16 protein-coding genes are annotated in these 16,145 nt (G+C 42.9%); 12 read left to right on the forward strand and 4 right to left on the reverse strand.

All coding sequences use genetic code 11. The annotated features are described in order from the left end of the window. From AB5754_RS06245 to AB5754_RS06260, 4 genes are all read left to right on the forward strand, one after another. A partial coding sequence (locus tag AB5754_RS06245; RefSeq protein WP_368259509.1) for an XTP/dITP diphosphatase occupies positions 1-623 on the forward strand: 623 nt, incomplete at its 5' end. Beyond that, the gene (locus AB5754_RS06250) at positions 620-1,132 is read left to right on the forward strand and encodes a metallophosphoesterase (RefSeq protein WP_368252176.1); all 513 of its coding nucleotides are present in this window, start codon (positions 620-622) and stop codon (positions 1,130-1,132) included. The genes AB5754_RS06245 and AB5754_RS06250, both read left to right, overlap by 4 nt. Before the next feature lie 186 nt (positions 1,133-1,318). Continuing rightward, entirely contained in the window at positions 1,319-1,831 is a 513-nt protein-coding gene (cbpB, locus tag AB5754_RS06255) for a cyclic-di-AMP-binding protein CbpB (protein WP_368252191.1), read from the forward strand. Between the two features lie 233 nt (positions 1,832-2,064). Further along, positions 2,065-3,141 carry an endonuclease/exonuclease/phosphatase family protein gene (locus tag AB5754_RS06260; protein WP_368252177.1) on the forward strand — a complete coding sequence of 359 codons (1,077 nt, stop codon included), beginning with the start codon at positions 2,065-2,067 and terminating at the stop codon, positions 3,139-3,141. Positions 3,142-3,214: 73 nt separating this feature from the next. Here the strand turns inward: AB5754_RS06260 and AB5754_RS06265 are convergent, their stop codons facing one another. From AB5754_RS06265 to fabI, 3 genes are all read right to left on the reverse strand, one after another. Continuing rightward, positions 3,215-4,189: a mechanosensitive ion channel family protein gene (locus AB5754_RS06265; RefSeq protein WP_368252178.1), complete on the reverse strand. Its 975-nt coding sequence runs from the start codon at positions 4,187-4,189 to the stop codon at positions 3,215-3,217. A gap of 89 nt (positions 4,190-4,278) precedes the next feature. Continuing rightward, the gene (locus AB5754_RS06270) at positions 4,279-6,027 is read right to left on the reverse strand and encodes a Na/Pi cotransporter family protein (RefSeq protein WP_368259510.1); all 1,749 of its coding nucleotides are present in this window, start codon (positions 6,025-6,027) and stop codon (positions 4,279-4,281) included. 393 nt (positions 6,028-6,420) lie between these two features. Beyond that, complete coding sequence (gene fabI / locus AB5754_RS06275; RefSeq protein WP_368252180.1) at positions 6,421-7,176, reverse strand: enoyl-ACP reductase FabI; 756 nt, start codon at positions 7,174-7,176, stop codon at positions 6,421-6,423. A 259-nt stretch (positions 7,177-7,435) separates the two neighbouring features. Between fabI and AB5754_RS06280 the strand changes: the two genes are divergently transcribed. Continuing rightward, on the forward strand, positions 7,436-8,608 hold the full coding sequence (locus AB5754_RS06280; RefSeq protein WP_368252181.1) for an iron-containing alcohol dehydrogenase: 1,173 nt from the start codon (positions 7,436-7,438) through the stop codon (positions 8,606-8,608). 49 nt (positions 8,609-8,657) lie between these two features. Here the strand turns inward: AB5754_RS06280 and AB5754_RS06285 are convergent, their stop codons facing one another. Then, a complete protein-coding gene (locus AB5754_RS06285; RefSeq protein WP_368252182.1) occupies positions 8,658-9,407 on the reverse strand; it encodes a peptidylprolyl isomerase in 750 nt (249 codons plus the stop codon). Between the two features lie 187 nt (positions 9,408-9,594). On the opposite strand from AB5754_RS06285, the gene AB5754_RS06290 reads away from it, so the two are divergent. From AB5754_RS06290 to AB5754_RS06320, 7 genes are all read left to right on the forward strand, one after another. Next, positions 9,595-10,686: a DUF871 domain-containing protein gene (locus AB5754_RS06290; RefSeq protein WP_368252183.1), complete on the forward strand. Its 1,092-nt coding sequence runs from the start codon at positions 9,595-9,597 to the stop codon at positions 10,684-10,686. A 185-nt stretch (positions 10,687-10,871) separates the two neighbouring features. Then, on the forward strand, positions 10,872-11,354 hold the full coding sequence (locus tag AB5754_RS06295) for a GNAT family N-acetyltransferase (RefSeq protein ID WP_368252184.1): 483 nt from the start codon (positions 10,872-10,874) through the stop codon (positions 11,352-11,354). Further along, positions 11,351-12,313 (forward strand): D-2-hydroxyacid dehydrogenase, encoded by a 963-nt coding sequence (locus tag AB5754_RS06300; protein WP_368252185.1) that lies wholly within the window; start codon positions 11,351-11,353, stop codon positions 12,311-12,313. Before AB5754_RS06295 ends, AB5754_RS06300 begins: the two co-directional genes overlap by 4 nt. Positions 12,314-12,451: 138 nt before the next feature. Next, entirely contained in the window at positions 12,452-13,765 is a 1,314-nt protein-coding gene (gene obgE / locus AB5754_RS06305; protein WP_368259511.1) for a GTPase ObgE, read from the forward strand. 151 nt (positions 13,766-13,916) lie between these two features. After that, complete coding sequence (locus AB5754_RS06310) at positions 13,917-14,504, forward strand: DUF1269 domain-containing protein (protein ID WP_311834462.1); 588 nt, start codon at positions 13,917-13,919, stop codon at positions 14,502-14,504. 197 nt (positions 14,505-14,701) lie between these two features. Next, the gene (locus AB5754_RS06315; RefSeq protein ID WP_368252456.1) at positions 14,702-15,658 is read left to right on the forward strand and encodes a permease; all 957 of its coding nucleotides are present in this window, start codon (positions 14,702-14,704) and stop codon (positions 15,656-15,658) included. Positions 15,659-15,661: 3 nt separating this feature from the next. Then, positions 15,662-16,145: DUF1980 domain-containing protein (locus AB5754_RS06320; RefSeq protein ID WP_368259512.1), on the forward strand; the 484-nt coding region annotated here is incomplete at its 3' end.

Here is a 16,145-nt window from a genome sequence, read left to right on the forward strand (position 1 = left end):
AGATTCCTGAAAAAACCATTGTGATCGCCACGGGAAATCTCGGCAAAGCCAAAGAATTTGCGGCTATGTTTGAGGCAGCCGGCTATCAAATCAAAACCTTAAAAGATTACCCGGATTTACCTGATGTGGCAGAAACCGGGAAAACTTTTGAAGAAAATGCCCGCTTAAAAGCAGAAACCATTTCGCAAATTTTACATCAGCCTGTTTTAGCTGATGATAGCGGTCTTTGTGTGGATGCGCTAGGCGGCATGCCGGGGATTTATTCCGCTCGCTTTGCAGGCGCTCAAAAAAGTGATGCAGCCAATAATGCCAAATTACTCCATGAACTTTACGATGTCCCTGATGAAAAACGGGGGGCTCATTTCCATTGTACGTTAGTCTTTGCGGCGCCCCAAAAGGACAGTCTTGTGGTGGAGGCAGACTGGTTTGGTACGATTGGCCGCATTCCTCGAGGCGATCACGGCTTTGGCTACGACCCTCTTTTTGTGCCTGAAGGAATGGACAAAACCTCAGCGGAACTGTTACCAGAAGAGAAAAATCATTTGAGCCACCGGGGACAAGCCATGAAAAAATTACAAGAGCAATGGCAAGACTGGTTGGAAATCAAAGGAGGACAATCATGAAATATTTAGTCGTATCAGACAATCACGGCGACCGCCAAATTTTAGTGGACATATTGGCACAATACCAAGGGAAAGTGGATTTGTTTATTCACTGTGGAGATTCGGAATTGCCCGCTGATGATGAACTTTTTGCTACTTATCAAGGAGTGGGAGGCAACTGTGATTTTGACAGTCGCTATTTGGATCACCGGCTGATTGCTACTGATTTAGACCGGATTTATGTTACCCATGGTCATTTGTCCAATGTGAAATTTGGCTTAAGCAAGATTGCCATGGAAGCTGCGGAAAATGAGGCAAGTGTGGTTTTATTTGGTCATACTCATCAGATTGGCTGTGAAGTGGTGCAGCACCGTTTGTATTTAAATCCGGGCAGTATTTCTCAGCCCCGAGGCAGTATTCAAATCAAGGCTTTTGCCATCATTGAAGCGGAAAAAGACAGCTGGGATGTGCAATATTACGATCGGAGTTTTACCCCAATTTCTGATTTGCATTTTCATTTTTCCCGTTAAATTACTAGATAAGCGACCCTTACAAGCAAGTTAAGGGCCGCCTTTTTTGTTCGCTACATTTTGTTTCCGATTCTTAACTCTAGCTGATAACTGCGTAAATTTTTCATAAAAGAAGACCGAAAGTAGGGGGCAAGGCGGGGCTTTTTTGCTAGAATGAAGGAGTAGTAAGAAATGGAGGCAATTTCATTGATTGGTCCCAGTACACAAGCATTACTTTTAGAAAACCAAGACAACTTTCTCGTGCCCGCAGACAATGTGGCCACTGTTATGTATCAACACTCTTTGGATCATGCATTACTAGTCTTAACCAATGTGGGCTATACTAAAATTCCGGTTTTGGATAAGGACGATCGGTTTATGGGGCTGATTGGCCTCAATGATATCGTAAAAAAAATGGTTTCATTGACCAGTATCGACACGGATCATTTAGCCGGCTTGACGGTGGCGGATGTTATGGAAATCGGCGTGGACACTGTCGGGGAAGATGCGGATTTAGAAGATATTTTACACTTATTAGTCAACAATTCTTTCTTGCCGATGGTGGATGAAAATCGAATTTTTTTAGGAATTATCACCCGAAAAGAGATTCTAAAATGCACCAACCACCTCGTCCATGAGTTAGAACGGCAGTACCATCTGGTTCCCAAACAGACCACAGACAACGAAAAAATTAGCAAAAATGATTTAAAAGTGAGTTAGTCATGTAAAAGCTAGTGGCCTTGTGCTACTGGCTTTTTTTGAATTTTTATCCCTTGTGTAGTGAGCGATAAAAAGTGACGAATACTGAGTAAGCTGTGAATACTTATTTGAAAAGAAATCGTAAGGTATGAAATGCGAGTTGCAAATTTTGTGTTAACCCAATCAAATGATTCCTCTCTAAAAAGGCTCTATGGTATCATAACTATATTACGTAAACTAGGGAAGTGAAAAAGATGAAAACACTGTTAAAGGGAATCTTGGCATTATTTCTATTGCTACTAGTTGTGGTGATTGCCTATGTGGGCTATGTATTTTTGAGTTATCAGCGCCTGCCAGAGAAATTGGATTTGGAAGTAAAGCACACTACCCAAGAGCCACTGACCACAAAGCAAGAGTACAAAATTATGAGCTACAACATAGGCTATGGGGCGTATCCAGCTGATTATAGTTTTTTTATGGATGGAGGCAGCTACTCTCGGGCTTATGACAAAGCCACCGTGGAGCAAAATATGGCAGGAATCATTGCTACTACAAAAGCAGTCAATCCAGATATTGCTTTGTTTCAAGAAGTGGATGAAAAGGGCGATCGCTCCTTTCATGTAAATGAAGTCAAACAACTGACAGACTCTGCTAATCTTCCGGGATATAGCAGCGTTTACGCGCAAAATTATGATTCTGCTTATCTTTTTTATCCAGTAACCGATCCCATCGGCAAAGCCAAATCTGGGATTGTCACAGCAGTCAAAGGAGAAATCAGCCAAAGCACTCGTTATTCCTTACCCATTGATACAGATTTTAATAAGTTTTTTGATTTGGATCGGGCAATTAGTGTCAGTGAAATTCCGGTGTCAAAGGGGAAAACGTTGACTTTAATCAATTTGCATCTGTCGGCTTTTACTAAAAATCGCCAAGTGCGCAAGGATCAATTGGATTTGTTATTTGAGCAGATGAGTACGGCTTATGAGGCGGGGCATTACGTGATTGTAGGAGGAGATTACAACCACGACATGCTGGGCAATAGCCCGGAAGTCTTTGGTACGCAAACCGAGCCCTTTAACTGGACCCATCCTTTTCCAGAACAGGATCTACCGGCGCATTTTCAAGTAGCAAAAGGAAATTTGGCCGCGTCGAAGATTCCGTCTGTTCGGCGCAACAACGAGGCGTATGTTAAAGGGGAATCTTTTGTCTCCATTGTAGACGGCTTTCTCGTTTCTGATAATGTTGAAGTGAGTGAAGTAGCTGTGGTAGACCAAAATTTTGCCAATTCCGACCACAATCCAATCACCATGAGTTTTCAGTTAAAGGAATGACCGAAACGTTTTTCTTTATATGGTAATGAGCTAAAAAACGACTGGGCAATTTGCTCCCAGTCGTTTTTTTGAATTATTTTGGCGGAATGACCGTAGTAGGAATGGTAAAGCCAGCCTGGGTCAAGGCTTCCAAAGAGGCAGTTAAAAATTCTTCTTTTAAGCCCGCTTGGGTACCATTTACTGCGTAAAAGGTGGAGCGGATGACAAAGTTGCCATTGCCTAAATCCACCACGCCGAAAACCGTTGGCGGTGTAGTGATTTTATCGGTATTGGCCTGTTTCAAGCGTTCATTGACTTCTTCAATGACGTTGCGCATGGCGTCTAAATCTTCACTAGGTAAGATGCGAATGTCCACCACGACTTGCATATCTGCTCGGGATTTATTGCTAATGGTGGTGATATTCCGATTGGGAATGAAGTGAAGCGTGCCATCTAAAGAACGCATCTCCAACGTGCGAATCCCTACAGAAATCACGGTACCTTCAATATTAATATTTTGTAAAATAACATAATCCCCTACATCTACTTGTTGTTCCATAATGATAAAAAAGCCGGTAATGATGTCATTCATAAAACCTTGGGCGCCAAGACCAATGGCCAACCCGGCAATTCCCGCTCCGGCTAAAAGAGAGCCCACCGGTACTCCTACTGTAGACAAGAGGGAATAGATGAAAAAGAAAGCCAATGTGTAATGGGCAACATTTCCCAACAAGTTATAAATGGTGTGGGCCCGGGTTTCATTAATATTTTTTCGCTTTAAATAAGAGCGATAGCTGCGTTCGACTAGATAATCGGTAATACGCCATAAAATAAAAAACAAGACACACAGCAACACTAAAGTCAGGCCTTTTTGAATTAAGATGCCCACCACCCGATCCCAGTCAATGTCATTCCACCAACGTTGCAAAGCGTTTAACTGTTTTGTGGCCGGCTCAATAATCGCGGGTGTACTGGAATCCACGGTACTTTCCAAACTTTCAGAAATCGAAGTAGTAGACGTGGCACTGGAACTGGTGCTAGCAGTAACCGCTAAAAAGGGTAAAAACATAAAACTCCTCCAAGTAAATCATTTGCCTTATTGTAACAAAGACAAAGCGCAAAAAACAAGCACCGGCTCACACCAGTGCTTGTCTGAAGTTATTTCTCTTGAATTGGCAGGGCAATGTCGGGCTCTGTTTCCACCAGCGGATGATAAGCTGCCGGCGTCTTAAAGCCATAATCATTACCGAGAATATATTTGGCAATGTGAAGCGTGCGGTCACTGGAGCGTTCCAAATTGGATGAAATGTCAATAAAGAGAATCCCATCAGCGGCGCGGCCTTCTCCGTGATTCATCAGCCGAATGTACTTACTTCGCAATAAGTCCACTAAGCCGTTGATTTCGCCTTCTCGGGTGAGAATCCTTTGCGCTTTTTGACTGTCGCCATTTTCCAAAACATCTAGGGCGTCCCGGACATTTTTAGCAACTTTATCAAAGAGTAGCAGTAAATCCTCATCTTGTAATAAGAGTTGTTGCCGTTTGGTAGTAGGGAGGCCTTTGCGTTTTTCCCGGTTGCGCTGTTTCTTTTCCACTTCGCAAGCTTCGTCCACAAAGTTTACGATGTTTTGGCAGTGGTCGCCAATGCGCTCAAAGTCTTTGGTGAATTCCAAAAGCATGGCTTGTTCCTGACTTTCCGTTTGGGATAGTTCAAAGGTGGCAGTCTTTGCCAAAAATTCTGTTAGCTCAATATCGTATTGATCAATGGCTTCTTCGTATTGATTGACCTCATCTTTCACTTCATCGGTAGGGGCCAAATAATAGTTTTTAGTGGCAGTTAGGGAGCGATAGACGTAATTGCCCATTTGAATCACTTCTGTGGAAGCTTGGCGCAAGGCGATGGACGGGGAAGTGTGTAAGAAATCCTCGTTTAACTCCACTGTGCGAATGGCTAAAGTCTTTTCTTCTCCTGGAATGATTTTCTTTACCAAACTCTCAATTTGAGGAATAAACCAAAATTGAATGCCCAAATTGGTCACGTTAAACAAGCCGTGGGCAAAGGCGATTTGCATGCTGGGATTTAAATGCAAAGCACCGGTTATGGCAATTACCACTTGAGTAAAAGGCGTCAGTAAAATCGTAAAAATAATCGCACCGACTAAGTTAAAAACCACGTGTGCTGCCGCGGTACGTTTTGCCGCTACACTGGCACCAAGGGCGGCAATCACCGCGGTAATGGTCGTACCAATATTGTCTCCAAATAAAATAGGCAATGCCGCTTCCAAGGCTAAACTGCCTTGGCTGTAAAGTTGTTGTAAAATCCCAATGGTAGCACTGGAACTTTGTAAAACCATAGTCAATAAAGTACCAATCCCTACGCCTAAAATTGGAATATGGGAGACTTCCAACATCAATTGGTTAAATTGAGGCAAGTCTTTTAAGGGTTCCATGGCATTCCCCATCAGCTTTAAACCAAAGAACAAACAACCGAAGCCAAAGAGAATTTGGCCGATGTTTTGCAAAGATTTTCGTTTAAAGAAAAAGAGCAACAGTGAGCCCACGCCGATAATCGGCAGTGCGTAAGCGGATAAATTAAAGCCAATGATAAAAGCGGTGACTGTGGTACCTACATTCGCCCCCATAATCACGCCAATCGCTTGTCGCAAGGTCATGAAGCCGGCTGAAACCAATCCCACCGCTAAAACCGTCGTGCCTGAGCTGGACTGAATCAAACCAGTAACGATAATCCCGGCAAGTACTGCCCGCAATGGCGTGGATGTGAAACGATTAAGCACTTCCCGCAAGCGATCTCCAGCGGCTTTTTGTAGCCCGTCGCCCATGTATTTAATCCCAAATAAAAAAATTCCTAAGCCTCCCAAAAAGGAAAACAGCATTTCTTGATACGACATTTGGTACCTCCCGATTTATGTAGCTGTTTGATTCCATATAAAATCAGAATACGGGAAAACAATAGGATTGTAAACGCCATTTTGACAGAAAAAAGTTAAAAAACACTCTTCATAATTAAGGGCTTTCTTTTTAGGTGAGGGTCAAAAAGCTAGTAAGCTCGATTCTTTCAAATTTTTTTTAGGCTGTGCATTTTAAAAAAGCAGTTGAATGCGTAATAAAAAACAGCTTGCCAAGGGATTTTTAAGCAAAAAGGCCCCTTATTTCATCTAGATTAGAAAGAGAACTGGGGAAAGAGTATGAAAAAAAGCCCTGCCTTTTTCACTGAAGGTGTCAGAAAAGGGCAGGGGAGATTGAATGGATTTCAATTTAGTGCATAGCCTATGGAAATTTCTTTAAGACAAATGAACTCCTTTGTCCACGTAAATCACTTCACCGATTATTCCGCTAGAATAAGGACTGATCAAAAAGGCCGCGGCATTGCCCACTTCTTCAATGGTTACGCCTACGTGATCTGGGGTGCGGTCTTCTGAGAGTTGGATCAATTTTTGATAATCTTGCACACCAGTCACTGCTAACGTCTTAATCGCACCAGCGGAAATGCCGTTCACCCGGATTTTAGCAGGGGATAATTCTGCGGCTAAATAGCGAACTTCTGCTTCTAAAGCTGCTTTGGCAATGCCCATCATATTGTAGTTTGGCACCGCCCGCTGTGAACCGAGATAGCTCATGGTAACCAAGCCAGCGTTTTCTGCCAAATAAGGTTTGGCATATTTGGCTGTGGCAATGAATGAATAGGCGCTGATGTCTTGAGCCAGAGCGAATCCTTCCCGAGAAATATCCAAAATATTGCCGGATAAGTCCGCTTTATTGGCATAAGCAATGGCATGAATTACCCCGTGGATTTCTCCGGCGTATTCTCCGATTGCGTTAAAGGCCGCTTCTAAGCTTTCATCAGAAGCCGCATCTGCTTCCACTAAAAAGGCGCCTTCAGGTACTAATTTGTCCAATTGTTTTTTCATCCGTTCGTTTTGGTACGTGTAGATGACCTCAGCACCTTGTTCTGTTAAAGCTTTGGCACAGCCCCAAGCGATACTGCGTTTGTTTGCAACGCCCATAACGACGATTTTTTTTCCTTGTAATAAGCTCATGTGAACTCTCCTTGAAAGTAATAAATGGTAAATAAAATGATTGCAAGACTATTATTAGATAAAAAGGTTTGATTGTCAAACTATTTTTTTGAATGAAAAATAGAAAATACGGTAATTCTAGACAAAATTTATGAAGGAAAATACTTTGAATATCAAAATAAATACGAGCCTTCTATAAGCACATCAGCCAGCAGATTCAGCCAAATGAATTTCATTTCCTGCCGAAGTCTCTTATAATAAAAGGCGAGGAGGGACGGTTATGGAAAATTTTATCTTTGAAGTACCTACGAAAGTTTATTTTGGTAAAAACCAAATCGAGCATTTACCAGAAGCCTTAAAAGCATATGGCACCAAGGTGTTATTGGTCTATGGCGGGGGCAGTATTAAGAAAAATGGTTTATACGATAAGATTTATCAAGTATTAAAAGACTTCGATATCGTGGAATTAGCCGGTGTGGAGCCTAATCCGCGGATCGAAACCGTACGCAAAGGAGTGGCTATTTGTCGCGCTGAAAAGGTTGAAGTAGTCTTAGCAGTAGGAGGTGGCTCCACACTAGATTGTGCCAAGGCGATTTGTGGTGGGGTTTATTACGAAGGGGACCCTTGGGATTTCACTGCTGATTCTTCGGTAATCAAAAAGGCCTTACCTTCGGCAACGATTTTAACTCTAGCTGCTACTGGTAGTGAGATGAATTCTGGTGGAGTTTTGTCCAATCCCAAAACCCATGAAAAACTAGGCTTTGGCAACAAAATCCTGATTCCTAAAGTTTCTATTTTGGATCCGACGTACACCTTTACCGTTTCCAAATACCAAACGGCAGCGGGTTCAGCGGATATTTTAAGCCACATTATGGAACAGTATTTTAATCAAACCCCGGGTACTCAAATGATTGATCATGTGGCAGAAGGCCTGATGAAAACCGTGATTGAACTTTTGCCCATCGCTTTAAAAGAACCAGCTAATTATGAGGCAAGAAGTAATCTCATGTGGGCCTCTTCTTGGGCATTAAACGGCTTAATCGGTCGTGGACGCAAGGGAGCATGGTCAAATCACGCGATGGAACACGAGCTTTCTGCTTATTATGACATTACCCATGGCGTTGGGTTGGCGATTTTAACGCCCCGCTGGATGAATCACGTCTTAAATGCCGAAACGTTACCTTACTTTGTTCGGTTTGGTAAAAATGTATGGGGCTTGACTGGTGACGATGAAACGGTCGCCCGAGATAGCATTCAAAAACTCTATGAATTTTTCAAAGCCTGCGAGATTCCGATGACGTTACCAGAAGTGGGAATTGACGACAGCAACCTTGCTGAAATGGCGGAACAAGCAGTCAAACATTCTGCTATTGCCACGGATGCTTTTGTGCCCTTACAAAAAGAAGACGTACTGGCAATTTTTAAAGCTTCCATGGAAGAAATGAAGTTTTAGAAGCTAAAAAAGAGGGCGAACCGCCATGAAGTGGCAGTTCGCTCTCTTTTTATTTCGCTTCTTGTAAAATCTTAATCTCTTTAATGGTTACATCTTCTTTAAGGGTAGAATCTTCGCCCATACTGTTGGCTTCACCAGTGGTTTCAGAAGTAGCGATTTTGTCCACGACTTCCATGCCATTGTCCACGACTTGACCAAAGACGGTGTAGCCGCCATCTAGTTGAGGTACGCCACCTTTTTTATAGGCTTCAATAATTGCTTCCGGGTAGTATTGAATGGCTAGGCCGTCAGATTTATCGTCTTTATTTTGCACGATGAAAAATTGACTGCCATTGGTAGCATCCCCGCCAGAATTGGCCATGGCTAAGGCACCACGAATATTATAGAGCTGATTGGAAATTTCATTTTCAAAAGAATCGCCCCAAATGCTTTCGCCACCGGTACCGTCCCCTTTAGGATCCCCCCCTTGAATCATAAAGTCTTCAATCACTCGGTGGAATTTGGTGCCGTTGTAATACCCTTCTTTGGCATGGGTCACAAAGTTTTCCACGGCTTTTGGTGCTTGAGTAGGGAAGAGCTTAATTTTAATGGAGCCGGCAGAAGTTACCATTTCCACTAAAGTTTCATCCTCTGCCACTTCATCAGATAACTGAGGAAGTTCCAAACTGTTTAAATCCACTGAAGAGCTGGTTTCTGTGGTTTGAGTAGAACTGTCGCTGGATTTAGTGGTAGTACTGCTACAAGCTCCTAAAAAGACTAAGGCCGCCAAAGTGGTGACACTGATGATTATTTTTTTCATGATGATTGCATTCCTTTCTTATTGCGTACCATCTTAGAATAACAAAAATCTCTTCATGCCGCCACCATAGTTTATGAAGAATTTGTAAACCTTTTCCAAAAAAACAGAGTAAAGGTGTAGACCAATAATTTTGGGAATGCTATACTAGTTTTGTAAGCAAATTCACGATTTTAGGAGGATTTATTTCATGGGAAAATTAGGTATTTCAATCTATCCAGAGCGTTCCACTTACGAAAAAGACAAGGCATATTTGGACTTAGCCCACAAATACGGCTTTAAGCGGGTCTTCACCAGTCTGTTACAAATCAATGGCGACAAAGAGCAAGTCCTTGCTGATTTCAAAAAAGTGGTGGACTATGCGAATTCTTTAGATATGGAAGTTATGGTGGACATCAATCCAGCGCTTTTTGAACAACTGGAAATCTCTTATGATGACTTGTCCTTCTTCCACGATATGGGGGCGGACGGCATTCGCTTGGATATCGGTTTTACCGGAGCAGAAGAAGCTCGTATGACGAGAAACCCCTATGGCATCAAAATTGAAATCAACATGTCCACCGGTACCGATTACGTCGACAATATTATGAGCTATTCGCCAAACACGAACAATTTATTAGGTTCCCATAATTTCTATCCTCATCGGTATTCTGGTTTAGGCTATGATCATTTTGTCTATTGCTCGGAAAAATTCCGTAAATACAACTTAAATACCATGGCCTTTGTGAATTCCCATGATGCCACTTTTGGACCTTGGCCAACGCAAGACGGATTGTGTTCTTTAGAAGATCATCGGGATTTGGAATTAGCCACTCAAGTTAAACACCTTGTTTTGACCGGCTTAATTGATGACATCTCCATTGGCAATGCCTATGCTTCAGAAGCGGAACTAGCTGCTATGGCAGAAGCCTTTACTGCTGATTACCCAACGTTGAAAGTCGATGTGGCAGAAGGTATCACAGAAGACGAACGGATTTGTCTTTTTGATAACCTTCACAGCTATCGGGGAGACCGCTCTGATTACATTTTGCGCTCTACCATGACCCGGGTTTATTACAAAGACAAACCATTCCCAGCTCATGATACCCACGATATGACTCGGGGGGATGTCTTAATCGATAACGTGGACTACGGTCAATACAAAGGGGAAACCCAAATTGCCTTAAAAGACATGAAAAACGACGGTCGCGTTAACGTCGTCGGCAAAATCGCTCCCGATGAATTGTTCTTATTAGGTTTCTTACGTCCATGGTCTAACTTCAAATTAAAAGAAAACAAATAGTCTTTTAAAAGACAAAACCCGCCCTTAGGAATACTGGGGCGGGTTTTTGCGTTAGCATTAGAAAACGGCAGGATTTGGTTTTTGGCAGAAATTTTTTTAAAAATGTTTTGTAAAAAATAGAAGGATGAGTTTATGCTAAAATAAACTTCAAAGATTTCATACATCACTTGTAAAAGGAGCCTGCTATGAGTCAAACTTACCGTGTGAAAAAAATGAATCGAAAAGAAGCGGAAATTTATTTGCGCTGGCATTATCCGCCTCCTTACGAGTTTTACAATACGCCGGTACCTTTTTATGCAGAAAGTCTGGCGGAAATTTTGGATAATCAAGCAGGAGAGCTGTTTTTTGCGGTGTATCGCGGTGAAAATTTTTATGGGATTTTTAGTTACCAGCCCTTGTCTGCTGAGCGTATGGAGATTGGTTTAGGAATTCGCCCGGAAGATTGTGGTAAAGGGCAAGGTTTAGCCATGACCCAAAAAGCCATTGAATTTGCGAGAAGCGGCTTACAATTTGAAGGTACATTGTGTTTACGGGTTGCGGATTTTAATCAGCGGGCTTTGACTGTTTACCAGCGAGCGGGTTTTGAGAAAACCGGAGAAGCTCTAGCCCTGTGTTACAACGAATTGGTGAATTTTATTCAGATGGAATTAGTGGAGGAAGTAAAATGAAAATTGTCATATTAGATGGTCACGGATTAAATCCGGGAGATATTAGTTGGTCAGGATTTGAAGCATTAGGAGAAGTTACCCTTTATGAACGTACGCCGGTGGATGATCCCCAAGAAATCATCCACCGTATCGGGGATGCTCAAGTGGCTTTAAGCAATAAAGTGCCCATTACCGAAGAAATTTTAGTCGCTTGTCCGAATTTGGAATATGTGGGGGTGATGGCAACGGGGTTTAATCAAATTGACCTTGCAGCCTGTGCCAAACATCAGGTGACGGTAACCAATATCCCAGCTTACGGCTCTGAGGCGGTGGCTCAATTCACCTTTGCACTATTGCTAGAAATCACGTCTCAAGTAGCCGTCCATAATGCTTCCGTAAAACAAGGAGACTGGCAGCGCTGTCCTGATTTCACTTACTTTGTGAAGCCTTTAATGGAATTGCGGGAAAAGACCATTGGCTTAATCGGTTACGGCGCCATTGCCCAAGAAGTGGCAACAATCGCCCACGCTTTTAAAATGAAGGTGATCTATTGGAATCATCGTGAGAAAACGCCCCAAGCTGACTGGGCACAACAAGTCAGTCTGGCTGAACTCTATCAAAAGGCTGATATTATCAGCCTTCATGTGCCTTTGTTTCCAGAAACTGAAAAGATGATTGATCAAGCAGCCATTGAGCAAATGAAAGTGGGAGCAATTTTAATCAATACTGCCAGAGGGCCATTACTAGATGAAGCGGCAGTGGCAAATGCACTTCACAGTGGCAAACTTTCTGCCTGTGGCCTGGATGTAGTCGCGAAAGAACCGATTGAAGCGGAAAATCCGCTGTTGACGGCACCAAATTGCTGGTTGACGCCGCATATTGCTTGGGCAGCAGTGGAAACTAGAGAGCGATTGATGGCCATTGGAGTGGAGAATTTGGCTCAATATGTAAAGGGGACACCCCAAAATATTGTGAAATAGCCTTCTCTAAGTCATAAAAAGAATCAAAGCTTTTTTAAATGAACCTTTCTTATCGTGGACAAAGGCCTGTTTCATAGGTACAATGAGTTGACGTCCCTTGTGGACACGTTGGAAAGTATGAGAAATGGAGGACGAATCATGTCCATGTTTTTAGATCAAGTAACAATTGATGTCAAAGCCGGTAAAGGTGGCGACGGAATGGTGGCTTTTCGTCGGGAAAAATATGTACCCGATGGTGGCCCAGCTGGTGGTGATGGCGGCAAAGGCGGGAGTGTAGTTCTCGTTGTTGATGAAGGCCTGCGCACTTTGATGGATTTTCGTTTTAATCGTCATTTCCGGGCTCAAGCCGGGGAAAATGGCATGAGTAAAGGGATGCACGGCCGCGGTTCTGAGGATACCTTTGTAAAAGTGCCACCTGGTACTACAGTGCGAGATGCAGAAACTGGGGCATTACTGGGAGATTTAATTGCCAATGGGGACACGTTAACTGTAGCCAGAGGTGGTCGTGGAGGCCGGGGAAATACCCGCTTTGCTTCCCCTCGCAATCCCGCGCCGGAACTCGCAGAAAATGGCGAACCAGGTCAAGAGCGCAAAATTGAATTGGAACTAAAAGTTTTAGCTGATGTCGGTCTGGTCGGATTTCCATCGGTAGGGAAATCCACATTGCTTTCAATTATTTCTTCGGCACGACCAAAAATCGGTGCTTATCACTTTACCACATTAGTGCCGAATTTAGGCATGGTCACGACCAGTGATCAACGGAGTTTTGTGGTGGCGGACTTACCGGGACTGATCGAAGGAGCTTCCCAAGGTGTGGGGCTGGGGACGCAGTTCTTGCGCCATATTGAACGCACCCGCGTCATTCTTCATGTCATTGATATGAGCGGTATGGAAGGCCGGGATCCTTACGAAGATTATCTCGCCATTAACAAAGAACTAGGCGAACACAATCTCCGTCTTTTGGAACGACCTCAAATCATCGTAGCCAATAAAATGGATATGCCTGATTCTGAGGAAAACTTGGCAAAATTCAAAGCTCAGTTAGCCAAAGAAAAGACCGATGAATTCGCGGAAGACCTGCCAATTTTTGCCATTTCAGCAGTCACGAGAAAAGGTATTGAACCTTTGTTAAATGCGACAGCGGATCTTTTGGAAACCACACCGGAATTCCCACTTTACGAAGACGAAGAAATAGAAGAAGCAGTTCATTACGGCTTTACTTCGGATGAACCAGAGTTTACAGTGGATCGGGAACCAGATGCCACTTGGGTCTTATCTGGGGCGAAGATTGAAAAACTCTTCCAGATGACCAATTTCGATCACGAAGAAACTGTCATGCGTTTTGCTCGTCAACTTCGTGCTATGGGGGTAGATGAAACCTTGCGTTCTCGTGGTGCGAAAGACGGCGATATCGTCCGCATTGGCAATTTTGAATTTGAGTTTGTGGAATAGGAAATCCAAAACATCTCCGGGAAGACCTGGGGATGTTTTTTTCTTCTCCAAAAGTCCCATTATTTTTCAATCGTCGCAATGATTGGTAAAATAAAAGAGTAAGATTTGCTCGGTACTTATACCGACTGATACGATTAAAGGGGGAGAAAAAATGACCAAACGAGTAATTGTAATGAATTTTGAAGTGGAGTCCCAAGCCTACCAAGCTTTTTCGGAAATCAAGAAGATGGCGATAGCTAGACAAATCAAGGGAGAACAAATGGCGGTGGTGACCCATTCGGCTGACGGGCAACACAAATTTCAAATTGATGATTTTTTGGACTTCACCGGTAGTAACAAAGCGTCCACCGGCGGCTTAATCGGTATGTTAGTCGGGGTTTTTGTGGGACCGTTAGCCATGCTTTTAGGCTGGATGGGAGGCAGTGTGATCGGTGCCAGTCGGGATGCCAAAGAAGTTCAAAATGCCCGGAATATTTTTGAGTTTTTGCTTTCGAATATCGGAGAAGGCCAAACCGGCTTGATTTTAATTGCAGAAGAAGAAGACAACCGGCCGATTAATGATTTGATTATGTATCAATTAGGCGGTGGCGTGACACGCTTTGATTATGAAGAAGTGGAAGCTGAAATCAAAAAAGCGAAGGATTTGGAAGAAGAAGCAAAGAACAAGACAAAAGAAGCGTGGGCTGCCAAACATCCTGAAACAGAGGAAGCTAGCCCATCTGATGAAAGCGAGCAATAAGTTTCATTTTTATAAATAAAAATGAACTCTGGAGTCAAATTTTGGTTTTCTGCCAAATCTGGCTACAGAGTTTTTTTATAAATTTCAACTAAGGAAGCTTGCCACGTTACTAAAGCCAGGAGTATAGTTACTAAGATATTATTTTCACTGCCTTTTGCGTTTTTTTTAGGCAGTAGTGGCTAATTGGAGGTTTTCTTTTGTTTGATAAACTGCCGGATTCAGTTTTGCAGATGAGTATGATTTTTCTTTCCATCGTCATTGAAGCCTTGCCTTTTGTGTTGTTAGGTTGTTTGATTTCTGGCGCTTTGCAAGTTTTTTTGACGCCAGAGCGAGTGCGGCGTCTATTGCCCAAAAATAAGTTGGCTTCGATTTTAGTGGGCTGTGGCCTAGGCGTTTTTTTTCCTTCTTGTGAATGTGGCATTGTGCCCATTGTGAACCGCTTTGTGACCAAAGGCGTGCCGATTCCTACAGCTTTTGCTTTTATGTTAACCGCGCCTATTGTGAACCCGATTGTGATTTTTTCCACTTATATCGCCTTTGGGAATTCGGCGAAGTTTGCCTTTTTACGAGTAGGGGGTGCATTTTTCGTGGCTCTGGTGGTGGGGGTGTGGCTGGCGTACTTTCCCCCTCGATCAGTTTTGAAGAAAAGTTTTTTCACGGTGGCTGAAGCAGCTGTACAAAATCCCTCGACTGAAAACCATGTTGTTATCGAAAAAAGTGACTGTACGTTACACAAAAACACTTTGGAAAAACATCATTTCACTCATCAAGTAAGTCATCTTTTGCATCACAGTTTGGATGAATTTTTTGATACCGGGCGCTACTTAATTATCGGAGCATTGATTGCTTCGGCTATGCAGACTTATTTACCCACAGCAGCGTTATTGACCCTCGGTTCTTCTAAAATTTTAGCCATTTTAGTGATGCTGTTACTGGCCTTTATTATGTCTTTGTGTTCGGAAGCAGACGCCTTTATCGGCTCTTCTTTATTAAGTCTTTTTGGCACAGCTCCTGTGGTGGCCTTTTTAGTCTTCGGCCCTATGGTGGACATTAAAAATCTGTTGATGATGAACCGGTATTTTAGTGGTAAATTTATTTTAACGTTGGTGGCCATCATTGTGCTTTGTGTCACCGGATATGCATGGGTGGTGTAAAGGATGATTCGTTTTCTAATCTTAGCCGGTTATGCCGGATTGATGATGTATTTACAAGTGACCGATAAACTAAATCAATTTATCAACGTTCACTATCAATATTTGGCAGTTATGTCCACGGTGATAGCCTTAATTTTGGCTTTGTTTCAGCTTTATACTTGGGTGAAAGAAGACCCAAAAGCCGATCATGCTGAAGATTGCCACCATCAGGAACATGATGATCACGATCACGGGTTAAAAAAGCCCTATCAACGATCAATCGCCTACGTGCTTTTGGCTTTGCCTATTGTGGTAGGTACGCTTTTTCCCACCGTCAGTCTCAATACCACGATTGTGGAGGCCAAGGGTTTTCAGTTTCCTCTAAGTAAAGAGAGTGTGGGGGATCCTCAAATGGAAACCCAGTACCTGCAACCAAACACCAGTCTCTACTATAATAAAGAAGATTACCAAAAGCAGATGGATGAGCTGATGGCAAAATACGGTGATC

It is taken from the genome of Enterococcus sp. 2201sp1_2201st1_C11_2201SCRN_220225 (assembly GCF_040925905.1).
GTDB lineage: Bacteria > Bacillota > Bacilli > Lactobacillales > Enterococcaceae > Enterococcus_C > Enterococcus_C asini_A.